Source organism: Campylobacter sp. JMF_15 NE4 (assembly GCF_027737645.1).
Classification (GTDB): Bacteria; Campylobacterota; Campylobacteria; order Campylobacterales; family Campylobacteraceae; genus Campylobacter_B.
In genome coordinates this window covers 43,600-66,302 of the sequence record NZ_JAOVTY010000001.1, presented here as the reverse complement: position 1 = coordinate 66,302, position 22,703 = coordinate 43,600, and the positions used below count along the sequence as shown (strand labels likewise).

Below are 22,703 nucleotides of genomic sequence, written 5' to 3'. Positions count from 1 at the left end.
AATTATACCAAAAATCGTTTATGCAAAACTAAAAATCGAAATTTTTATCTTTTTCGGCCTGAGCAAAAAGCAAATTTGCTATTTTCTCTTTCGCCTCTTCAAGACCTAGTCCAGCGATATCTAGTGGCTCGCTTAGGCTGTAATTTATGCGCGAAAAGGGCTTTGGCAAGACCATTTTATCCCAGCTTCTAAACTCCCAAAAACGGCTCGCTTCGTAGTTTAGCGCGTAAATTTTGAGATTTTTTTTCTGCGCGATTGTGACAGCTCCGTCTGCGACGCTGTGTCTTGGGCCTCTGGGACCATCTGGGGTGATGATGACATCTACGCCGTTTTTGATTTCGCTAAATGCGTTCATTAGCGCCCTAACTGCGCCTTTGGAGCTCGATCCTCTAATCGCGCCGATACCAAAATGCGAAATCACTCTCGTGATAATCTCGCCGTCTTTGTGGTCCGAGATGATAACCTTCACCTTTCTTTTTTCGCCATAATACCGTTTCCAGTAGCGAAGATAGGCAAAAGGCATCATTGCAAGTCTGCCGTGCCAAAACACCACCACGCAAGTTTCATCTGATAATTTTGTATCGCTAAATTTAACCCTACAAGTAAGATAAATCAAGCGTATCAAAAAAGTCCCAATATATTCTACACAAAAAAAGATAATGCGTTTTTTAAAGGGTAACTTTTCCATAAAGTGCCATTCTAGCGGCTTTTTCGATTTTTACATTTAGCGTGCGCCCAAGCAATTCCTCGCTACCATTTACGCAAACCAAAAAATTCGAAAAACTTCTGCCAGCTACTTGATTGTTTTCGCGCAGTTCCTCGAAATACACCTCGTGCCCTCTACCTACCTGCGCGCTCATAATCTCATCTAAAATTTCATTATGCAGACCCTGCAAATAGCTAAGGCGCGCACTTGCGACTTTATCGTCGATTAGCTCTAAATTCTGCGCTGGCGTGTGCGGACGCGGGCTAAATTTAAAGCTAAAAACCTGCTCAAATTTCACCTGTTTTAGCACATCAATCGTATCGGCGAAATCCGCCTCGCTCTCCGTCGGATAAGCCACGATGATATCGGTGCTAATGCTGACTTCCGGGCATAAATTTCGCAGTTTTAGCGCGCGGTCTAAAAACCACTCCTTGCTATATCCACGCCTCATATCGCGCAAAACCTTAGTCGAACCGCTTTGCAACGGCATGTGCATGGATTTGCAAATTTTAGAATTTGAGCTAAAAACTTCTAAAAATTTATCGTCCATGTGAAGCGGGTGCGGGCTCGTAAAGCGAATCCTCTCAATCCCCTCAATCTCACTTAGCCTTACTAAAAGGTCGCTAAAATCGATTTTTTCGTGCGCGTTGGAAAATCTTTTGCCATAGTTATTGACATTTTGACCAAGCAAAAATATCTCTTTTGCCCCACGCTGGGCACTTCTGCGCGCCTCATCAAGTATGATTTTTGCTGGGATTGAGAGCTCGTCGCCTCTGGTTTGTGGCACGATACAATACGAACATTTTTTGTCGCAACCAATCATAATATTTATGTATGATTTGTAAGGACTGCCCCGAAATTCGCCAAAGGCAAACTCGCTCTCATCGTAGTTTATATCGGTGCTAATAAATTTTGGCGTTTGCACAGCTTGTGAGATTTTCGATACATTTCGTGCGCCTAGGACGAAATCCACGAACGGAGCGCGCCTGAAAATTTCAGCGCCCAAGTGGCTAGCAGTGCAGCCGCAAACTCCGATTTTTGAGCCAGCCTTGCGGACTTTGTCAAATGCGCCAATCTCACTAAAAAGCTTATGCACGGGCTTTTCACGCACCGAACAGGTATTAATAAGGATTAAATCAGCAATGTTAATATCGTTTGTGAGTTCGTAATTTTGGTTTTTTAGTTCGGCGATGATGTGCTCGCTATCACGCACATTCATCGCACAACCGAGGGTTTGTATGTAGAGAAATTTTTTCAAACTATATGCACCTCATACATATATTCGTTTTCATTTAGACCATAATACACGCTTCTTTGATAGACCGAAAATCCCTTTTTTTCGAAAAATTCTATCAGCGCAATAATATCTTTATGCGAATTTTCTCTATCTAAATAGAAAATTTTTTGACCACTTTTTGCGATTTGAGCTTCCAAATCTTCGACTTTTGCACTCTTTGGCTTCGCTTCTAGGCTAGTTCTAGCGAGTTTTACTTGCATTGCTTCATCCTTTCGTATTTCAAATTTTAAACTGATGAGTTTAGCAAAATTAATATAATAATTCGTTTAAATAAAAATAAAGTCTAAATTTAATATAATACCGAACTCGAAAATTTTAAAAATCCCAAAATTTAGCAGTGTAAGAAAAGGAAAATTATGGAAAAAATCACAGACATAATCGAGTCTATCGCAAACGAAAAAGGACTTGATCCCTCAGATGTGGGCGCGCGGGTCAAAACAGCCTTTATCCAAACCGCAAAAAGGCTATTTGGCGAACAGTTTATCTACGACAGCGAGGTAGATCCCGTTACAAAAAAGGTCAAACTCTACCAAAAAGTCCAAGTCGTAGCCGATAATGACGAGCGCGCAGGACAGGATAATTTCATCGCAATTAGCGAAGCCAAAAAGCATGGGGACGCTGAGATTGGCGATGAGCTAAGCTATGATATAAATATCGAAAATCTCGGCCGCACAGCTTCGCAGGTTTTGGCAAAAGAGCTAAATTACCATATCCAACGCCTGCTTGAAGAGAAAATTTTCGAAAGCTATAAAAACAAAATCGGCACCCTAGCCCACGGCACCGTCACCAAAATCGACGCTAGCGAAACGACATTTGTCGAAATCGACGATATCAAAGCCTATATGCCACAGAAAAACCGCATTAAAGGCGAGAGTTTCAAAGTGGGCGATGTCGTCCAAGCCGTCATCAAAAACGCCTATATCGACAAAAATCAAGGCATAAAATTAGAGCTTTCGCGCACAAGTCCGAAGTTTTTGGAGGCGATTTTGCGCACGGAAGTCCCTGAAATCAAAGACGGAAGCGTCATAATCCAAGCATGCGCTAGGATTCCGGGCAAACGCACGAAAATAGCCCTTAGCTCAGTTTCGCCAAATATCGATCCAGTGGGCGCAACCGTGGGTAAAGGCGGCACTAGAATCGACGCTGTGAGTAAGTTTTTGAGTAAAAATTTAAGTGAAGAGGACAAAAAAGCTGGCGGAGAGAGCATAGACGCGTTTGAATACTCTGCCTCGCCTGAAATTTTAATCTCGCGCGCAATGGCGCCTGCGATTGTAAATTCGGTCAAAATCACAGATGAAAACAAAGCAATTGTCTATATCAACCCTGACCAAAAATCCAAAGCTATCGGCAAAAACGGCCTAAATATCCGCCTAGCCTCAATGCTAAGCGGTTATGAAATCGAGCTAATCGAAACAGGCGCATCAAGCGAAAAAGTATCAAACGAAGAGGGATTAAAAAATCTCGAAGCGCTCTTTGGTGGTCTGTGAGAATTCTTTCAAATTTGCGAATTTTTAAAATTCGCAAATTTTAAAATAATCAAAATTTAAAATTTATATGAAATTTGGGGCGTCGTTAGAAAACAGCACCAAATCCCCTGCTTTGGTATATTTAGCCAAAATTTCAACCATTTTCGATTTATCTTTTAGCACATAAACCTTGCCGGGATTTATATTGTCTTTGAGTGTTTTTAAATTTAACTCGCCAGTTATTATCACGAGATCAAAAACATCATCGATTTTTTTGGCTAAAATTTCATTATCTTCCTTGGTCGATTCGACGATTCCGGGCGTTACGATGACTTTATTTCCTTTGTAAGTTTTGCATAGTTCGTAGCTAGCAAGCATACCGGCTAGATTGCCGTTAAATGCGTCATCAATGATGATTTTGCCGCCGTTTTCGATCTTTTGGAGGCGGTGTTCGACGCTTCGGACTTTTTCAACTGCGTTGTGGATATAGACATCATTTACGCCCAAAAACCTCGCTACCATGACACATGCGCTGAGATTTTGCGCGTTAAACTCGCCCAGCACCGGCGCAGAGAGTCTGAAATTTTCGTCATTGATTTTAAGGCTAAATTTAATCCCGTCTAGTGTCGAGCTAATCACCTTTGTGCCGATATCGTAAGTGCTAATCGTGGCGCTGTTATGGCAAAGCGTGCTAGAATGCACAAATGCGTGTTTTAGACGCGGTGAATTTAGCGCTTCAAGCTTGGTAGCGCGGATATTTTCTACGCTTTTGAAATACTCCAAATGTTGCGCGCCAATCTCGCCTACAACTACGATTTGCGGGCGCAAAAACTCGGTGATTTCGGCGATATCGCCAGGCAGTCTAGCACCTGCTTCTGCGATATAGACCTGAGTGTTTTTTGGCAAATCATCGTTTATGTCCTTTACAATCCCGGCTAGCGTATTTACCGAGCGCGGGGTCTTGTAGCAGACAAAGTGCGGGCTAAGGATATCATAAAGGAAGTTTTTGATACTCGTCTTGCCGTAACTTGCCGTGATTTGGACGATGATGAGATTATTCATCGTGCCTAGCTTGGCTAGCGCGCTAGCTTTGAAGCGGTTAAAAAGCGTTTTTTCGTATCTAAAATGAAAAAACAATCCCACAAATAGCGCAATAACGGCTGGAATTTTAATATCGGTTGAAAATTTAATATCAATCAAAATTTCCGCAATCCCCACAATCACCGCAAACGAGGCTATGTATGCAAACGCCCTTTTTATGCGATCAGTAAAGACTAGCTTTTTGTCCAGCCCTCTGTGCCAAAGCGCCAAAACAGCGATATAACTAGCCGTTACCACGCCCAAGGCTGCGTAATAAAACGGGCAAAACATGGCCGCGATTTGAGCCAAAACTGGGATTATGAAAAAATACAAATGCCACATAGGCTTGGTGAAATGATGCAAAACGCGCCCCGGGCGATACGAAAACCACTGCAAACAAGTAAGCGCGTAAAATCCCAAAGCAAGGGTGAAAATAAAATTTGAAATAACTGCCGACATTTTTTCCCTCAAATTTATTTAGACTTAGATTACAAAACCTGTAATTTTATTCTAAAAAAACTTGATTGTTGCTTATTTTTGCGATAAATTTTATTATTTAGAGCTTGATTTGTGTCAATGCGAAATTTACTCTAATCTGTCATTGCGAGCCAAAAAAAGCGTCAAGACGCTTTTTGCACAGCGTGGCAATCTACGAGTAAAAAATTCATATCGCTAAATTTGCTGTCATTGCGAGATTTACGAAGTAAATCGAAGCAATCCAGAGAATTTTAAATTCAAAATTCAACCTAAATTTAGCATTGAATAATTTTGAATTTAGCCAAATTCCAAAATTTGATTAAATTCTATTTTTAGAATTTTTTTGTAAATTTTGGCTTGTAGATTGCCATAACGGCTTTGCTATAATAAAATTTTCTCAACTTTGTTTATATCAATGCCTTTTTTGAATAAAACATATTTTCTGATTTCTTCATAATCATCTTTTTTGGCACAAAAAATGCAAATTTTTATATCATCGTCAGATTTTATTATGATTGTGTCATATAAATCGACAAATTTATTATCTTTTTTAAAATGATATAAAAGCTGTGGAATAAACAAGCCAAAACAAAAAATACAAAAAATAAGTAGCAGTGGCATACCTTGATTTTCAATAACTATCGTAACAAAACAAATTCCTAAAAACCACAAAATCAAAAATATATTTACAAAATATTTCAAAAATTTATTTTCTATTTTTTCGTTATGAATTTCATACAATATTTGCATAGTTTTTTGGATTTTCTCAATTCTTGCAATGCCGATTTCTTTGATAAATTTGGGCGATTTATGCAAAATAGTCGAATTTGTAAATTTAAATTCGGCATTTTTATACTGATTTTGAGATTTTAAAGCCCATATCATAAAAGGCAAAATGACCATTTTATTTTTGCTAAAAACAATAGCAATAAGCACAAAAATAAAAACAAATAACGACCAAAAATTTGTAACTTCTTGGTTATAATCTTTAATAATCAACGGCTCTTTATCGTAATCTCTTAAATTGTTATTTTTTGAATTTTGTTCCAAATTTTTATTTTCCAAAATTTAAAATAAATTCTTTTTCGTTTTCGCATGTCATCGCTTCGCTCATTATGGAGATATTATCGGCTCCTGCGTCTAGTGTGGAGCGAAAATTACTAGAATTTATCCCGCCAAGGGCGTAAATTTCGCCACTCCAAAATTCACGCACATTGTGAATCAAATCTAGCCCCTTTGGCTCTAAATTTGCTTTGCAATCTGTCGGAAAAATATGGCTTAAACAAAGTGCGTTTGCGCCCAAATTTAGGGCAAACCTAGCTTCACTCGTGCTGTGAGCCGAAACTACGATTTTTTCAAATTTGGCTAAATTTCGATTAGATTTTTGCTCTAAAATTTGCAAAGGCAACCACACAAATTTATAATTTAACTCGTAAGCTAAATCCAAAAAATTATGCAAAAAAAGGCGAACGCCACAATGGTTGCAAATTTGCAAAACTTCGCAAAAAAGCGCGCAGTATTCGCTCACGCTCAAATTTTTCTCACGCAAAACAATTTCGCTAATCCCGGCTTCGCAAAGGCGTGAAATTTTCTCTTTCAACGCCTCTTTTCCGCCACAAAACTCTAAATTTGAAATCGCCGTGATTTTCACTTTTTTGCTCCAAATTTCGCAAATTTACAGATAAATATACTCGCTCATCAGTGGCGCTAACCCCGCACCCCTAATCGCAGCACAAACCTCAGCCACGCTTCGTCCGTCATCTATCTCAAACTGCTCGTCGCCCTTTTTTTGGCTATGTCCGCCGATACCCACACTTACTCCTGCTGAAATTTTATTCGTGGCGATTTTAATCGCTTCATCTCTAAAACCAGCCCTTTCGCGTGTCGAAATCGTGATATTCGCACTAGGGATTAGTAGGCGATATGCTGTAATCACCTGCAAAAGCTCCTTTTCATGGACATCTCGCGGGTTGATTTTATTATTATTTATTATCGGTCGCAGTCTTGGAACCGAAAAGGCGATTTCAGCGTGTGGGTATTTTTGTTGCAACAAATACGCGTGCGCGCCCGTAGCAAAGGCGTCCTTGCGAAAATCATCAAGTCCCAAAAGTGCCGCAAAGCCCACTCCACGCATACCGCCCATTATCGCCCTTTCTTGGGCATTGAAGCGATACGGGAAAATTCGCTTATTGCCTTCTAAATGCAGTTTTGCGTATTTTTCTGTGTTGTATGTCTCTTGGAAAACGGTTACAAAATCCACGCCAGAATTATGCAGGGTAGCGTATTCACCCACATTTAACGGATAAATTTCCACGCCTACGACCTTGAAATATTTTTTGGCGATTTCACACGCATGAGCGATATAGCTCACATCGCTATCAACCCTGCTTTCGCCTGTTAGCACCAAAAGCTCTTCAAGCCCGCTCTTTTTTATCGCTTCGTATTCGGCTATTAGCTCATCATCGCTAAGCTTGGCTCTTTTAATCTGATTTTTTTTGCTAAATCCGCAATACACGCAGTTATTATCGCAATAATTTGAAATGTAAATCGGCGTAAAAAGCGAGATATTATTACCAAATTTCGCCCTAGTTTCACTCATACTCGCCCTTGCTAACTCTTCTAAAAATTTAGCCCCGACCACGCTTAGAAGTGCGCCAAAATCGTCTAAATTTCTATTTTTTTTCTCTATCGCCCTTAAAACATCAGCTTCATTATAAGCGTTTGGGTCATAATTTTGCCTTAAATTTAGCACTTTTTGCATTAAGCCATCATCGATTTCTTGCATGTGTGCTAGATATTTCATGTGGTCTATTTTTTCCATTTTAGTCCCTTAAAAAGCCTGTTAGTGGCGAACTTGCCGCGGCAGTATTTCGCACTGCGCCAAATTTGGCATTATAGGCGTCTCGCCCTGCATTTATCGCATTTGCAAAGGCTTTTGCCATTTGGACTAAATCGCTAGAAGTGGCGATTGCGGTATTTACCATGACAGCCGCACAGCCCATTTCCATAGCTTCACACGCCTGAGACGGACGACCGATACCTGCATCGACGATGATTGGCAAATCCACTTCGCCGACTAAAATTTCAATCATATCTCTCATCATAAGCCCACGATTTGAGCCAATGGGCGCACCAAGCGGCATCACAGCAGCTGCTCCTGCGTTTTTGAGACTACGAGCCACATTTAAATCAGCATGCATATACGGAAGCACGATAAATCCGTCATTTGCTAGAATTTCGGTCGCTTTAATGGTTTCGTAATTATCGGGGAATAAAAATTTGCTATCTGTGATAATCTCGATTTTGACGAAGTCCCCACAGCCTAGCTCTCTTGCCAGTTTTGCGATACGCACGGCTTCATCAGCGTTTCTGGCGCCACTTGTATTTGGCAAAAGCGTAACGCTTTTTGGTATGAAATTTAAAATATTTCTGTCTTTGCTCTCGCTTACTCTACGAAGTGCGAGTGTTACGATCTCACACCCTGCATTATTTACACAGGCTTCTATCATCTCATGGTCGAATTTACCAGAACCCATTATGAAGCGAGACGAAAATTCCTTGCCACCCAAAACTAATTTATCCATTTGAAATTTCCTTTAAATTTTGTGATTTGTGAGATTATACAAAGAAAATCTGAATTAATTTTAAGATTTTATGTGAAAAGAAAAAATTTATGATTTTTTAAAATCTTTTTTAATTTTTCTTAATCCCCATATTAAAAAAGCTACGACAAGTAAAGTCAAAACAACCATAATAGCGTTACTTATAACATCGTCCATTGTTTTATAATCACAAATACAAGCACGATATATCACATAAAGCGATGACGAAAAAAGCATAAATAAAAATAAAAAATAAGAAATTTTACAAATGACTTTTAATATTTTTCCTGTTTTGTCATTTGTAATAAAATTTACCAATTCCATTATGAAATATACAAAGTTTTCCATTTTTTATCTTTTTTAAATAATTTAACCAAATTTTAGTCATATTATGAATTCATACCAAACTCGCATAAGATAAAATTTATTCGCCTATAATTGCGAATTTGGCGTGAAAGCTAGGCTGAATTCAACTTAAATCTAAATTTTATTCAAAATCACCATTATTACGGCGTTTGCTTGATGAGCGGCGCATAGCATTACTCGTGCAGAAATTAGCCCATTTTCAAGCCCTGCACCGCTTGTGCTATCGCCACAGATATATAAATTTGCCCCAAATTTGCGAGTTTGGATAAAATTTGCCTCCCCAAGTCCCGCCATACCCGAAGCGCAAACGAAAATTTTATCCCTATACTCAGCCGACAAATTCGCTATCATCGCCTTATTTTCGGCTCCGTCGAAGCACTCACAAATGATTTTTTCGTCCCGTAAAATCTCACGCACATTTTCACTAGTGATTTTTTCGCCACAAGTTTGCACTTTCGCATAAGGGTTAATACCCAAAATTTGCTCTTTTAAAGCTTCTATTTTTGGGCTTCCTAAATGCTTTAAGGCGTAGTGTTGGCGGTTCAAATTCGAGGCTTCAACAATGTCAAAATCGATGATAAAAAACTCGCCCACACCGGCGCGAGTAAGCATTATAGCGACATTTGAGCCAAGCCCACCTACTCCTAGTATGCAAACTCTCGCGCATGATAAAATTTCGCTCACGCCACGCGGATTTCGCGTGAAAATTTCAGCCCTAAATTCGCTCTCGTTTTTTAAATTCAGCATTTCACCCACCACCGACAAATTCGACGATTTCATAAATTTTAAAATCTGAAATTTGCGAACTTTTCCAAAGCGTTTTTGATAAAATCTCTCCGTCAGCTTCCACGGCGATATAGCGCAAATCAAACCCTTGCGAGTGCAGAAATTCTTCCACGCTCATATCGGCATCAAACTCGCACTCACGCCCATTTACGCGCACTTTTATCATCACTCTTCCCCCAGGCTCGCTCTGTATTCTTCGTAAGTCCCGCGAAAATCCACAATCTCGCCGTTTCCTTTAAGGTGCAAAATACGGTTCGCAAAAGCGTCTATGAGTTCGCGGTCGTGGCTCACGCAAATCACGCACCCAGCGAAGTTATAAAGTGCTTCGCCAAGAGCGATAATCGCCTCCAAATCAAGGTGGTTATTTGGCTCATCAAGCACCAAAAAATTTGGCTTAGTTAGCATTAGTTTGCTTAGCATTACGCGGTGTTTTTCGCCGCCGCTTAACGCGCCCACGCTTTTTTCTTGCTCGGCTCCGCTAAAAAGCATTCGCCCAAGGCACTTGCGAATTTCGTCTAAATCCTTGTTTTTCTCATCTCGCAGATAATCATACAGCTTCGCTTCGCCACTCACCGCCGAGCTTGTATCCTGCGCGAAGTATCCTTGCTCGATAGTCGCGCCCACATGCACCTTGCCCTTATCTGGCGCCATTTCGCCCACGATGATCTTGCACAGCGTCGATTTCCCCACGCCGTTTCGCCCGATAACGGCGATTTTATCGCCCTTTAAAAGCTTTAAATTGAAATTTTGCAAAATTTTAACCTCGCCGAAACTCTTATCAATCTCGCTAAGTTCTAAAATCTCATTTCCAATCTCGCGCCCTAGTTTAAAAAGTATGCTTGGCTCCCTGCGAGAAGATGTCGCAATCTCGCTAATGTCGATTTTATCGAGCAGTTTTTGCCTTGAAGTGGCTTGTTTGGCCTTGCTAGCGTTTGCGCTAAAACGGGCGATAAATTTTTCAAGTTCTGCCTTTTCTTTGACCTTTTTATCACGCTCGAATTCAGCCTGTTTTTTTATCAAATTTGCCGCGATAAACCAATCATCGTAATTTCCGCTAAACTCGCGCACCTTTTTGAAATCCACATCCAAAATGTCCGTGCAGACGCGGTTTAGGAAGTGTCTATCGTGGCTGATGACGACCATAGTGCCTTCGTGGCGGTTTAGCTCGAACTCCAACCACGCAATCGCGTCGATGTCAAGGTTGTTTGTCGGCTCGTCTAAAAACAAAATATCAGGCTTAGGAAACAGCACCTGAGCTAGGAGGATTTTGACCTTGTCGCTAGCCTCGATTTCGCTCATTTTTTTGCCAAATTCATCTTCGCTAAATCCCAGCGAACTTAAAATTTTCTCGATTCTCGTCTCATACTCGTAGTTTGGGTCTTCTTCGGCGCAGATGATTTCAAGCTCAGCCAAGCGGTCGTTGATTTCATCGGTAAATTCGGGGCTTTCGTAGAGTTTTTCTTTTTCTTTGACGGCGTCGTAAAGGCGTTTGTTGCCATACAAAACAGCGTCTTTTACCAAAAATTCCTCAAACGCAAATTGATTTTGCCCCAAAACGCCAATTTTACGGCCGTTTTCGACGAGTATTTCGCCACTGCTATGCTCGACCTCGCCACTTAAAATTTTAAGTAGCGTCGATTTACCTGCGCCGTTTGCGCCGATTAGTCCGTATCTATGGCCCTTTAAAAGTGTCAAATTTACATTTTCAAACAGCAGCTGTTTGCCAAAACGCATTACTAAATCTTTGATTTCTATCATTTTTTATCCTTGGAATTTAAAATTTTGCGATTATACAAAAAAAGGCTAAATTTAGCCAAAATTTAGGCGCTATAATCGCTATCAAGGGCGATTAAAATTTCATAATCGCTAAATTTCGCGCTGACTTCTTTGATGATATTTTGGTGGATTTGCTCGCGGTTAATCGCGTCAAAATCAATAATCACATCAAAACTGATGATTTTTTCAATCAAATTTGCGTGAAATCCGTGCATTTGCAAAATTTTTTCATCGCTAAAAACTATTTTTTGAATTTCACTATAAATTTTAGCGGTTTGCTCATCTTTTAAATTTAGCGCATAAATACCCACGGTATCGATAACCACGCTAAATTTGGCAAAAATTTCACTCTGAATTTTTCGCGTGAGTGTATCTATGCTAGCCGCGCTCATATCCTCGCTAACTTCGATATGCACGCTTCCTAGCATTTTATCAGGGCCGTAGTCGTGAAACATCAAATCATACGCACCAAGCACGCCGTCGATTTTCTTGATTTCGGTATAAATTTGCTTTGCAATCTCGATATTTAGGGGACTTCCTAAAATTTTATTGATAGTGTCTTTTAAAATTTCGGCAGCTGTTTTGATAAGCAGTAGCGAAATAATCACACCCAAATACGCCTCCAAAGCCACGCCGAAAAATATAAAAATAAACGCCGCCACTAGCGTTGAAAACGACACTAATGCGTCAAATTTCGCGTCAATCCCACTTGCGATTAGCGAGTCAGAATTCGCCCTGACGCCCATTTTTTGGGTGTATGAGCCAAGCACGATTTTTACTACGACCGCAACTGCGATCAAAAATAGCGAAACGCCGTCGTAATCTGGCGTGAGTGGAGCAAAAATCTTGCGCACACAGCTAATAAGCGCCGCAAACCCCGCATATAGGATAATCACGCCGATACTTAGAGCCGTGAGATACTCGATCCTGCCATGCCCATAGGGGTGCTCTTTGTCTGGTTTTTTGCCAGCAAGTTTTAGCCCTACAATCGTAATGACCGAGCTTAACACATCGCTTAGATTGTTTATGGCGTCAATTACGATAGCTATGGAGTTTGTGAAAAACCCGATCGCCCCCTTAAACAGCGCCAAAATCACATTTGTAAGAATTCCAACTAGCCCTGTGCGAACGATAATTTTATCGCGCGGAACGACCTTTTCTGGGATTTGCATAGATTTCCTTTTTGTAATTTAAAAGGCGCGATTTTATCAAAATAAAGCTTAATTTGATAATAAAGGAGAGAATTTATCGCGCCAAATTTAAAGCAAAATTTAGCAAGGCAGTGTTTGAGGGAAATATTATTTCTGATACTCTTCTTCTGTTAGCCTATAAACTTCTTGCAGTTTTTTTATTTCTTCTTGTGATAATTTTTCTTGTGCCATTTAACAAACCTTATATTTTTATGCTATTTTTTGTTCCTAAAATTTCTGCGACTTTTTTATTGTTTTCAATCATTCTACTATTGCTTACATTAAACACCACGCCCCTTCTATTTAGTTCATCAATCGCTTCTTGCAATTTAGCATATAACGGGTGTTTGCTTGTATCTAATTTTGTGTTATTGTTTATTTCTATATAGTGTTCTTCTTTTGCTAAATAAAAACGAGCATCAAAAATCGTATCATAAGGGGAGCGAATTTCATTAATTAAATTTTCTGCAACTTTTTCATCTAACTCATCAAGTGGTGTATTCATAATTTTAATACCCAAAGCTTGTGATAAAGCTTGGTCGTGAGCTAATGCTGCTGATCTATTATCGTAATCTTTATTGCTCTCTGCGATACTATAATAAAGCCCAAAAACATCTTTTGCTCTTTCAGCAAGCCCTTCTCTTGCTCCAAAACTGCAAGGTTTGGCTACTTTTTCGCCAGTTCCAAGAAGGCTATTGCGGTCAGAAAAATCAATATCTTTCAATGTAATTTTTTTAGGTTTTTGTGGCAAATTAACGATTTCTTCGCTACCAACTTCTTCTTTTAAATCTTCTTGTGCGAAAGTTCCAAGTTTGATTTCTTCCATGTTTTATGCTCCTATTTTTGGGATAAATTTATAATTTCATATCGCGTAGATACTGCTCGATATTTGGGACATTATCCTTCCTGCAAATCATTGTAGTTGGGATATTTGCTTGTTTAAAATTTTCTAATTTATCTTTTTTCATCATCATCAAGATAATCTCTAAGGTCTGGTTTGCGCCATGGTTTTTCATATTTGTATCTAATAGCTTTTATTTTCTCAATAGTAGCGTCAAAGTCTATATTTTGTGGTTCGGTATCCATAATATCATTCCAAAGCCGACCCATAGCTTTGCTATCAGCTTTCATTTCATCTGTTTCGTCTTCTAATTTACATTTGAATAAATGACCAACACTTGCAAATTCAAGCAAAACATCTTTTCTGGCTACATAATCTATATCGACATAATTTGGGTCTGACATATTTTTTAAATCTTCTTCGAGTGCATTTGCTATTTTATTAGCATTTTCTGTTCCAAATGCTTTTAAATCTCTTATTTTTGCTTCTAGTTGATTTTTTTTATGTTCTTTTATAATATTTATCCAATCTTGATTATCTGTTTTTAAAGTTACACCCCTTTTATTCAGTTCATCAATAGCACTTTGCAATTTGACATATAATGGTCGTTTAAAGAGATTATCAATAGAGGTGTTTAATCTGGTTTTATTATCTATTTTGACAAAAAAATCATGTTCGGCTAGTGTATGAAAAATATCATTTATAGTCTCATACGGCCACCTAATCTCATCTATTAGCTCCCGTGCTACTTTTTCATCTAATTCATCTAATGGAGTATTTATGATTTTATAACTTAGAGCGTATAAAATGGACTGGTCGTTTTTTAATGCTTCGCTTTTTATATCGCCTACTGCGTGTAAAAGATAAAATCCATCATTTGCTATTTCGCTTAATCCTTCCCTTGCGGCAAAATGGCAAGGCTTGGCTACTTTTGTGCCGTCTGAAATGCCTGTAAAACGGTTAGTTAAATCAATATCTTTTAATGTGATTTTTTTAGATTTTTGTGGCAAATTAACGATTTCTTCGCTACCAACTTCTTCTTTTAAATCTTCTTGCGTGAAAGTTCCGAGTTTGATTTCTTCCATGTTTTATACTCCTATTTTGGGATAAATTTATGATTTTTGCTTTGCTCTAATAGCCGTTATCGTCTCGCCGCCGATTGCGTAGTTATCGGTGCTAAGCTCATCGATGATGACGACGCAGGTTTTCTCGCCACGCCCTACAACTCGCACAAAAGCATTCGTTAGCTCGCGGACTAAATCCCCCTTTTGCTCCACGCTCAAACCGCCGTCCTCGATAGTCATTTTGACATTGATAAGTGGCATTTTTGCTCCTTTTTTAAAAATTTTATCACCCCTAGACTAAGTGCGCTAAGTCCCACAAAAATCGCGGTTAAAACTAGCGCCCTATCGTAGCTTTGATAGATATTAAAGATTTTAGCACAATACAGCGGCGCGATTATCGTTCCTATGGCATACGCAGCCGTTAGCGCACTCATAATCGGTGCCGATGATTTGGGCGCTAGGCTCGCCCCATAGCTCATAAATAGCGCAGTTAGCCCCATCATCGTGTTTCCATATATAGCACCGCTTAATAAATTTAAGATTAAATTTTGGCTAAACACTGGGATTAAAATCCCTAAAATTTGTAGCACAAGCGAGGCTATCATCATCTCTACCCCACCAAATCTCCGCCCCAAATTCACCCAGACAAACGGCCCAAACATCGCGAAAACGCCCACCAAATACCACGCATAAGTGCCCATATTTTCTAGCCCTTTTACGCGGTTTATGATATCAGGCAAAAAGCTAGCCTGCACCACAAATCCCATGCCTTCCAAAAAATATGCGAAGATTAAAATTTTCAAAATTAGCAAATTTGGCAATTTTTCGCTTTTTGCGACCAAAAATTTGGCGTTTTTACCACGCCTTGGCGTGAGTGTATTTGCGCGAAAATGCTTAAAGGAAGCGAAAAAACTATCAAAAAAACCCACGCGATTTTCCAGCTAAAAAACACAAGAGCTAAATTTCCCACAAGCGAGGTTAGCACGATAGAAATACCAGCCGCACCAAAATAAAACGCCATGGCCTGTTTGTTGTGAGATAGCAGGTCAAAGACAAATGACGAACCCACGCCCATAACCAGCGCCGAACCCACTCCTGCGGCCACTCTCGCGCCAAACCAAAGGTAGTAATTTTCGCTAAATGCTAAAATAATTGTCGTAAAAATGCTTAGAAAAAGCGCTAGTTTAAAAAGCAAAATTTTAAACTCTCCCCCGCGCACAAAGACCGTGGCAAAGGAGCCAACGAAGTATCCAGTGTAGTTTGCAAAGGCTAGAATTCCAGCCCGTTCTACGCTTAAAAAATCATCAAGCATTGGTGGCAAAAGTGCCGTAAAAGCAAAGCGCGCCGTGCCGATAGCCACGATAAAAGCGCAAATTCCAGCTAGTAAAATTTTAATATCGTTAAATTTCATATATTTTCTTAAATTTGGATTTTTGCAAGATTGTATCAATAAAAACGATTTAAAGTCAAATATAAAATAACGATTTGTGATATATGAAATTTATATACCAAACGGCAAAAATTCGCCGTTTGGTAGGTGAAATTTGAAATTTAAGCCTGTGGTTGAATCGCTGAATTATCAGCTAAATTTTCCCTATCGACCTCTTCGATTTTTTCCCACAGCGCGCGCGCAGCTTGCTCGTAGCGTTTCGCGCTCACAGAATCTGGCGCATAAAAGCTAATTGGCTTGCCATTATCGCCGCCCTCGCGGATTGCGATTTCGATTGGAATTTCACCGATGACTTTGGTATTGTAAGCACTAGCTAGCTTTTGCGCACCGCCACGGCCGAAAATATCGTATTCTTTGCCGTTATCAGGGCAGATAAATCCGCTCATATTCTCAATGATTCCAGCCACTGGGATATGAAGCTTCTCAAACATATCAAGCCCCCTAGCGCCGTCATCTAAGGCTACGGTTTGAGGCGTGGTTACGCACACGCCGGCTGTTACTGGCACGCTTTGGGCAAGTGTGATTTGCGCATCGCCAGTTCCAGGTGGCATATCTATGAAAAGCACATCTAAATCACTCCACGCGACATCTTTTAGAAGCTGTTCGATCGCCTTCATTATCATTGCCCCACGCCACATTAGCCCCTGACCTGCCTCGATTAGCACGCCCATACTCATCATTTCAATTCCGTGGCTTTCAATCGGCTTTAATCTCTGTCCGATTACGCTAGCTTGGGTGTTTTCTTCGCCTAGCATGCGTGGCATGTTTGGACCATAAATATCAGCGTCTAGCACGCCTACTTTTTTGCCAAGTTTGGCTAGCGAAATCGCCAAATTTAGGGTTGTTGTGGATTTGCCAACGCCACCTTTACCTGAGCTAATCATCACAAAATGTTTGATTTGTGGGGCGATATTTTTACCAGAGCGCGAATTGCTCTGCTCGGGGGCTAGTTTTGGTGTTTTGATCGAAATTTGCGCAGTTGGGATTAAATTTAAAATTTCAGCCTTAATCTGCATTGAAATTTCGCTTTTTTGGCTTGGGATTTCGATATCTATCACAGGATTTTCGCCCTCACTCACGCTTTTTACAAAGCCAAAATCAACGATAGATTTCGAAAACCCCGGATAAATCACGCCTCGAAGCGCGTTTAAAATTTCGTCTTTACTCATTTTTCCTCTTTCTTTGAAATTTGATAAAAGGCGCATTATATTTAAAAAGTTTGAAATTTTTTTTAAATTTAGCCGTTTAAAAAGCCTGTAACTTTGGCGCAAAATTTAAGCGGGAAAATGCGGGTCAAAAGGTTCGCTAGAAGCATAAACCTGCCGTCATACACTAGCGTTTTGCCACTCATCATCGCCTCAAAGCCGCGCCTTGCTACGGCATTTGCATCATCTGAACGCGCGAAAATTTTAGCGTTTTTTACGCCGGCTCGCTCGCCAAAATTTGTAGCCACAGGTCCTGGGCAAAACGCCGTAACGCTGATATTTTGCGCGCGAAGCTCTTCGCCTAGGGCTACGCTGAAATTTCGCACAAATGCCTTGCTTGCGTAATACACGCTCATTTTTGGACCCGCTGTGAGCGAGGCAGCAGAGGCGATATTTAGGATTTTTCCGCCATTTTGCTCAATCATTAAATTTGCGAAATAGTGCGTTAAATTTAGCAAACTAGCGATATTTACTTGCACCATTTCAAGCTGTTTTTTCAGATCGCTTTTAGCAAATTCGCCGTGATCTCCAAAACCTGCGTTATTTATCAAAATGTCGATTTTCAGGGAATTTTCGCGGGCAAATTCGCAAATTTTATCCGCGCTAGTATTTTGCGATAAATCCGCCCCAAAAACAAAAACTCTCACGCCAAATTTAGCTTCAAGCTCGGTTTTTAGGGCGTTTAGCGCGTCAGTATTTCGCGCTGTGATAACCAAATCATATCCGTTTTCGGCACAAATCCACGCAAACTCGCGCCCCAAACCGCTACTAGCTCCCGTGATTAAGGCAGTTTTATTCATCGCTCATCTTTTGGGAAGTGTTCGCAATTTTGCTCTGCGATTTGGCGCGAAATTTTATACGCGCAAAATTTCGGCCCACACATCGAACAAAACTCCGCATTTTTAAAGCCCTCATCAGGCAAGCTCTCGTCGTGATATTCGCGCGCTCGCTCAGGATCAAGGGAGAGTTCAAACTGCTTGTTCCAGTCAAATTTATACCTAGCGTCGCTCATAGCGTGATCTCGCTCGATCGCCCCGGCTTTGCCAAGTGCGACATCTGCTGCATGAGCTGCGATTTTATGGGCGATTATGCCGTCTCTGACATCTTTTGCGTTTGGCAAACCCAAATGCTCTTTTGGCGTAACATAGCAAAGCATGCTAGCCCCGTGAAATGCTGCCATCGTCCCGCCAATCGCACTTGTGATATGATCGTACCCTGCGCCGATATCGGTCGGAAGAGGGCCTAGTATATAAAACGGAGCGTCGCCACACAGGCGCTGTTCTTCCTTCATGTTAAATTCAATCTGATTAAACGGCACATGACCAGGGCCTTCTATCATAACTTGAACATTTTTTGCATTTGCTCTAAGTGCTAGTTTGCCAAGCTCGGCAAGTTCGCTCATTTGGGCTTCATCTGTGGCATCATACAAGCAGCCTGGTCGCAAACTATCGCCAAGGGAGAGCGAAACATCATATTTGGCGCAAATGTCGCAAATAGCGTCAAAATTTTCGTAAAACGGATTTTCTTTGTGGTGTTTCATCATCCAACTAGCCATTAATGAACCGCCTCTACTTACTATTCCCATTTTGCGTTTAGCGACAAGTGGCATAAATTTGAGCAAAAATCCAGCGTGAATAGTGAAATAATCAACGCCTTGCTTGGCTTGTTTTTCGATACAATCAAGCATAATTTGTGGCGTTAGATTATCTAAATCCTTAATGTCGTGGATAATTTGATAAATCGGCACCGTGCCGATAGGAACGGTAGAATTTGCGATAATCGCCCTGCGAATTTCGTCCAAATCTCCGCCTGTGCTTAGATCCATAACGGTGTCAGCGCCGTATTTTATCGAAAGGCGCAATTTTTCGATCTCTTCATCTATGCCACTGCTGAGGCTAGAAGAGCCGATATTTGCGTTGATTTTGCATTTTAGCACCCTGCCAATGCCCATGGGAGCGAGATTTTTGTGATTTATATTTGCAGGGATTATGAGTTTTCCTTGTGCGATTTGCGCTCTGATAAATTCGGCTTCCAAACACTCTGTTTTTGCGACAGCCTCCATTTGTGGGGTGATAACGCCATTTTTAGCGTAAAAAAGTTGAGTTGGGGTTGCACAATCTTTTAAATTTGGGGTTTGCATTTTTGACCTTTCGTGCGAAAATTTGTGAAATTTGATAGAATTTTACTACAAAAAAGCAAAATTTAAATCTTTTTTGCGTGTTTAAATTCGTAACATTGCTTGGTAAAATTTGCAAAATTTAGCCAAAATTTCACTATTTTTTAAATTTAATATGTATAATTTCGTAACATTTTTAAAATTTTAGGAAATCAAATGTCTGAAATATCGCTCATTTTACTCGCCGCTGGGGATTCTACGCGCTTTGCTAGCCCCGTAAAAAAGCAGTGGCTTCGCATAGGTGATGATCCGCTGTGGCTACATGTCGCCAAAGATCTCGCAAAAAAGGCAAATTTCGCAAAAATCGTAATCGTAGCTAATCCGCAAGATTTAAAATACATGCGCTCATTTTGCGATGAATTCGAATTTGTCTCCGGTGGCGATATGCGCCAAAAATCGCTTAAAAATGCCCTTGAAATGGTGCAAAGCGAGTTTGTTTTAGTAAGCGATGTGGCGCGGGCTAGTATTTCGCAAAATCTCATAAACTCGCTACTTGAAAATTTAGGCAAATTTGACTGCGTAAGCCCATATTTAGGCGTAAATGACACGGCGTATTTGGGCGAGTGCGAGATAGCGCGCGACGAAATCAAACTAATCCAAACCCCACAACTCTCGCGCACAAATTTATTAAAAAAAGCCTTGCAAAGCGAGCAAATTTTCACAGACGATAGCTTAGCCATAAAGAGCGTGGGCGGGAGCCTTGGCTTTGTAAAGGGCGAAATTTCAGCTAGAAAAATCACACGAATTTGCGATTTAGAAAATTTTGATTTTCCTAGCGTTTGTTCGGAGATATTTTGCGGAAATGGCTTTGATGTGCATGCGCTAGAAGCTGGCTCGTTTATCACGCTTTGTGGCGTAAATATCCCGTGTGAGTATTCGCTCATCGCTCACAGCGACGGAGATGTGGCGATTCATGCGCTAATTGATGCTATGTGCGGGGCAGCTGGGATTGGCGATATTGGCGAGCTTTTCCCTGATACAGACGAGGCTTACAAAGGGATTGATTCGAAAATTTTGTTACGAAAAGTAACAGATAAAATTCACCGCTATGGCTTTGAAATCGTAAATGCAGACATTACCATAATGGCGCAAAAGCCCAAACTAAGCCCATACAAAGAGCAAATGCAAAAAGCTTTGTGCGAAATTTTAGCCACGCGCAAGGTAAATGTCAAAGCCACCACCACCGAAAAACTAGGCTTTGTGGGCCGAAGCGAGGGCGTTGCGGTGATTGCGAGTGTGAATTTAAAGTATTTTGACTGGAAAAAACTGCTTATCAAGGATTAGTTTTGAAAATCTTAATCGCCGAAAAGGAAAGCTACCTGGCAAACTCACTTAGCCTAAAACTAAGCGCGCTAAACCACCAATGCACCGTGGTTTCCACTCTGCCACTAGCCCTAAACGCCGGGGAGTTCGACGCTGTTTTGCTCTCATCATCGTGGGGGAGTGGCGATTTGCTAAGCGTGATTGCGCGCCACAAAAACGCAATCGTGATAATGCTAGTCTCATACATTAGCAACGACACGGTTACAGCTCCCATAAATGCGGGCGCGACGGATTATATTTTAAAGCCGTTTATGATAGAAGATCTCATCAAAAAGCTCGATCACTACGCGTATTTTAAGCAAATTTTGCGTGAAAAAGAGCGAAACGACGAACTCTTGCGCGCGCTAAAAGAAATTTACGACACACCAAAAATAAGCGCGCAAAAGCTCAAATTTCCGCTTTTTTTAAAGGGCTATGATGAAATTTCACGCCTTTTATGCGCTCATCAAATCGCCCAAAATTTTGGCGTAAAACTCATAATCGCTAATGGCGAGGATTGCGAAAACTTAAAAATAAAAAACGAAATTTTATTCGTGCAAAAATTTGATAAAACATCACCTGCCAAAAGAGCGCAAATTTTATCAAATTTCGCCGAAAAACGGCTAGTTTTGGAGGTTTGCTCTATGGAATTTAGCGAAAACTCAAATGAAATTTTACTCTCTCCATACTGCGCAAAAAACAAAATTTTAAGCCTGGAAGAGTATTTGAAATTTGCGATTTTAGCGCATCAGGGCGAGTATTTCGACTCTGAACTCGCCTCGATTTTGGGGATTTCACGAAAATCGCTTTGGGAAAAGAGAAAAAAATATGGTATCACGCGAAAAAAATAGCATTGAGATTTCAAAAAGCGAGCTTTGCGCCCTGCACCTTTTGAAATTTGGGGCTTTTGGAGGCGAAGAGAGGCTAAAAAACGGCAAAAATTTCGCCTTTGTAGCGGGGAAATTTAGACCTGGCGCAGAGGTAAATTTAATCTGCAATGGCGAAATTTGCGGAAAATTAAAAATTATTTCATCGCAAAAAATCACGGACGAAGAAAAACAAAACTCCGTTTTTGAAAACAAACGCCCAGGAAATGAGGCGATTAAGGGCGAGCTTAGCCTAAATTCGCGCATAATTGGTGATGAGTTTGCGGAATTTTTCGCGCGAAAATCAAGCTTCAAAAACCCCAGAATTTCAGCCTTTTTCACCATGGCAGATCCCTTGCACAGGGTGCATGAAAGGTTACTTCGCCTGATGATAGACAAGGCTGATTTTGTGGTGATTTTTTTGGTAGGTTCGAGCAGAAGCGACGCATTTAGCGCAAATTTGCGCAAAAAAACCTTGGAGTTTTTGTGCGAAAATTTCCTTGTAAAAGGGCGGGTTTTGCTCATAGATTTAAACGATTTTAGCGCGCTAAACAACCACTCTGACCCCACGCTTGAATGCGCCATAGCGCACAATCTAGGCATAAATAAGGTCGTCTTTGGGCAAAAACACAAGCATGTGGGCAGGCTACTTCGACCACGGCGATATGCACTCTGTGCTGGATTTTTGCGATTACGAAAATTTCGAAATTTGGCTCATGCCAGAGTATGTGTATTGCAACAAATGCAAGGTCCTTTCTAGCGTGAAAAACTGCCCGCACGGCTCGCACCACCATGTGCATTATCACACGCGCAATCTCAAAGCCATGCTCTATGCTGGGATTTTGCCGCCCGCGCTTTTCATGCGAAAGGAGATTTCGGCGATGATTTTGGCCGAGCTTTTTCCTAATCGCTTCGCCGATTTGCAAGCCCTTTACGATGATTTGTTCCCTAACGACGGGCTTATCGAGCCTAGAAGCGAGAGCGAATTTTACGAAGAGCTAATGAGGCTATATCAAACCAGCGCGCTAAAAACTTGAAATTTGAAATTTAAAA

Annotated in this window: 26 protein-coding genes; 5 read left to right on the top strand and 21 right to left on the bottom strand. The window is 40.6% G+C overall.

Features of this window, described 5'->3' with window-relative positions; translation table 11 throughout:
* Positions 1–28: 28 nt before the first annotated feature.
* Genes OFN98_RS00355 through OFN98_RS00345 form a run of 3 tightly spaced genes read right to left on the bottom strand, consistent with a single transcriptional unit; the run spans position 29 to position 2,203 of the window.
* Complete coding sequence (locus OFN98_RS00355) at positions 29–688, bottom strand: lysophospholipid acyltransferase family protein (protein ID WP_270870960.1); 660 nt, start codon at positions 686–688, stop codon at positions 29–31.
* Entirely contained in the window at positions 669–1,964 is a 1,296-nt protein-coding gene (gene miaB, locus OFN98_RS00350; RefSeq protein ID WP_270876553.1) for a tRNA (N6-isopentenyl adenosine(37)-C2)-methylthiotransferase MiaB, read from the bottom strand. The genes OFN98_RS00355 and miaB overlap by 20 nt, the downstream gene beginning before the upstream one ends.
* Positions 1,961–2,203, bottom strand: coding sequence for an HP0268 family nuclease (locus OFN98_RS00345; protein WP_270858271.1), 243 nt, complete (start codon positions 2,201–2,203; stop codon positions 1,961–1,963). Before OFN98_RS00345 ends, miaB begins: the two co-directional genes overlap by 4 nt.
* 156 nt (positions 2,204–2,359) lie before the next feature.
* On the opposite strand from OFN98_RS00345, the gene nusA reads away from it, so the two are divergent.
* The gene (nusA, locus tag OFN98_RS00340; RefSeq protein ID WP_270862047.1) at positions 2,360–3,490 is read left to right on the top strand and encodes a transcription termination factor NusA; all 1,131 of its coding nucleotides are present in this window, start codon (positions 2,360–2,362) and stop codon (positions 3,488–3,490) included.
* Positions 3,491–3,553: 63 nt separating this feature from the next.
* On the opposite strand, the gene OFN98_RS00335 is transcribed toward nusA, so the two are convergent.
* From OFN98_RS00335 to thiC, 18 genes are all read right to left on the bottom strand, one after another.
* Positions 3,554–5,008: a Mur ligase family protein gene (locus OFN98_RS00335; protein ID WP_270874136.1), complete on the bottom strand. Its 1,455-nt coding sequence runs from the start codon at positions 5,006–5,008 to the stop codon at positions 3,554–3,556.
* Positions 5,009–5,407: 399 nt separating this feature from the next.
* On the bottom strand, positions 5,408–6,076 hold the full coding sequence (locus tag OFN98_RS00330; protein ID WP_270876552.1) for a hypothetical protein: 669 nt from the start codon (positions 6,074–6,076) through the stop codon (positions 5,408–5,410).
* A gap of 4 nt (positions 6,077–6,080) precedes the next feature.
* On the bottom strand, positions 6,081–6,677 hold the full coding sequence (locus tag OFN98_RS00325) for a thiamine phosphate synthase (protein WP_270874138.1): 597 nt from the start codon (positions 6,675–6,677) through the stop codon (positions 6,081–6,083).
* Between the two features lie 24 nt (positions 6,678–6,701).
* Positions 6,702–7,847, bottom strand: coding sequence for a 2-iminoacetate synthase ThiH (thiH, locus tag OFN98_RS00320; protein WP_270874139.1), 1,146 nt, complete (start codon positions 7,845–7,847; stop codon positions 6,702–6,704).
* Position 7,848: 1 nt separating this feature from the next.
* Entirely contained in the window at positions 7,849–8,610 is a 762-nt protein-coding gene (locus OFN98_RS00315; protein ID WP_270874140.1) for a thiazole synthase, read from the bottom strand.
* An 87-nt stretch (positions 8,611–8,697) separates the two neighbouring features.
* Entirely contained in the window at positions 8,698–8,976 is a 279-nt protein-coding gene (locus OFN98_RS00310; protein WP_270874141.1) for a hypothetical protein, read from the bottom strand.
* Between the two features lie 132 nt (positions 8,977–9,108).
* Positions 9,109–9,741, bottom strand: a complete 633-nt coding sequence (gene thiF / locus OFN98_RS00305; protein WP_270874142.1) for a sulfur carrier protein ThiS adenylyltransferase ThiF — start codon at positions 9,739–9,741, stop codon at positions 9,109–9,111.
* Position 9,742: 1 nt separating this feature from the next.
* Positions 9,743–9,946, bottom strand: a complete 204-nt coding sequence (gene thiS / locus OFN98_RS00300) for a sulfur carrier protein ThiS (RefSeq protein ID WP_270874143.1) — start codon at positions 9,944–9,946, stop codon at positions 9,743–9,745.
* On the bottom strand, positions 9,946–11,538 hold the full coding sequence (locus OFN98_RS00295; RefSeq protein ID WP_270870950.1) for an ABC-F family ATP-binding cassette domain-containing protein: 1,593 nt from the start codon (positions 11,536–11,538) through the stop codon (positions 9,946–9,948). The genes thiS and OFN98_RS00295 overlap by 1 nt, the downstream gene beginning before the upstream one ends.
* Before the next feature lie 62 nt (positions 11,539–11,600).
* Positions 11,601–12,728, bottom strand: a complete 1,128-nt coding sequence (locus OFN98_RS00290; RefSeq protein ID WP_270874144.1) for a cation diffusion facilitator family transporter — start codon at positions 12,726–12,728, stop codon at positions 11,601–11,603.
* A 220-nt stretch (positions 12,729–12,948) separates the two neighbouring features.
* Entirely contained in the window at positions 12,949–13,572 is a 624-nt protein-coding gene (locus OFN98_RS00285; protein ID WP_270874145.1) for a hypothetical protein, read from the bottom strand.
* Between the two features lie 128 nt (positions 13,573–13,700).
* Positions 13,701–14,672 (bottom strand): hypothetical protein, encoded by a 972-nt coding sequence (locus OFN98_RS00280; RefSeq protein WP_270874146.1) that lies wholly within the window; start codon positions 14,670–14,672, stop codon positions 13,701–13,703.
* Positions 14,673–14,699: 27 nt separating this feature from the next.
* Positions 14,700–14,912: a tautomerase family protein gene (locus OFN98_RS00275; RefSeq protein ID WP_270874147.1), complete on the bottom strand. Its 213-nt coding sequence runs from the start codon at positions 14,910–14,912 to the stop codon at positions 14,700–14,702.
* On the bottom strand, positions 14,888–15,472 hold the full coding sequence (locus OFN98_RS00270; protein ID WP_270865208.1) for a YbfB/YjiJ family MFS transporter: 585 nt from the start codon (positions 15,470–15,472) through the stop codon (positions 14,888–14,890). Before OFN98_RS00270 ends, OFN98_RS00275 begins: the two co-directional genes overlap by 25 nt.
* Entirely contained in the window at positions 15,457–16,062 is a 606-nt protein-coding gene (locus OFN98_RS00265) for a YbfB/YjiJ family MFS transporter (protein ID WP_270874148.1), read from the bottom strand. The genes OFN98_RS00270 and OFN98_RS00265 overlap by 16 nt, the downstream gene beginning before the upstream one ends.
* Positions 16,063–16,202: 140 nt before the next feature.
* Positions 16,203–17,270 carry an Mrp/NBP35 family ATP-binding protein gene (locus OFN98_RS00260; protein ID WP_270866730.1) on the bottom strand — a complete coding sequence of 356 codons (1,068 nt, stop codon included), beginning with the start codon at positions 17,268–17,270 and terminating at the stop codon, positions 16,203–16,205.
* Positions 17,271–17,338: 68 nt separating this feature from the next.
* Entirely contained in the window at positions 17,339–18,106 is a 768-nt protein-coding gene (locus tag OFN98_RS00255; protein WP_270874149.1) for an SDR family NAD(P)-dependent oxidoreductase, read from the bottom strand.
* Positions 18,103–19,446 carry a phosphomethylpyrimidine synthase ThiC gene (gene thiC / locus OFN98_RS00250; protein ID WP_270874150.1) on the bottom strand — a complete coding sequence of 448 codons (1,344 nt, stop codon included), beginning with the start codon at positions 19,444–19,446 and terminating at the stop codon, positions 18,103–18,105. The genes OFN98_RS00255 and thiC overlap by 4 nt, the downstream gene beginning before the upstream one ends.
* Before the next feature lie 192 nt (positions 19,447–19,638).
* Here thiC and OFN98_RS00245 point away from each other — a divergent pair, with 192 nt between their 5' ends.
* Genes OFN98_RS00245 through OFN98_RS00230 form a run of 4 tightly spaced genes read left to right on the top strand, consistent with a single transcriptional unit; the run spans position 19,639 to position 22,687 of the window.
* Positions 19,639–20,766, top strand: a complete 1,128-nt coding sequence (locus tag OFN98_RS00245; RefSeq protein ID WP_270874151.1) for a bifunctional 2-C-methyl-D-erythritol 4-phosphate cytidylyltransferase/2-C-methyl-D-erythritol 2,4-cyclodiphosphate synthase — start codon at positions 19,639–19,641, stop codon at positions 20,764–20,766.
* Between the two features lie 2 nt (positions 20,767–20,768).
* Positions 20,769–21,635: a hypothetical protein gene (locus OFN98_RS00240; protein ID WP_270874152.1), complete on the top strand. Its 867-nt coding sequence runs from the start codon at positions 20,769–20,771 to the stop codon at positions 21,633–21,635.
* A complete protein-coding gene (locus tag OFN98_RS00235; protein ID WP_270876551.1) occupies positions 21,613–22,410 on the top strand; it encodes a hypothetical protein in 798 nt (265 codons plus the stop codon). Before OFN98_RS00240 ends, OFN98_RS00235 begins: the two co-directional genes overlap by 23 nt.
* Complete coding sequence (locus tag OFN98_RS00230) at positions 22,367–22,687, top strand: hypothetical protein (protein WP_442868103.1); 321 nt, start codon at positions 22,367–22,369, stop codon at positions 22,685–22,687. Before OFN98_RS00235 ends, OFN98_RS00230 begins: the two co-directional genes overlap by 44 nt.
* The last annotated feature ends 16 nt before the right edge of the window (positions 22,688–22,703 follow it).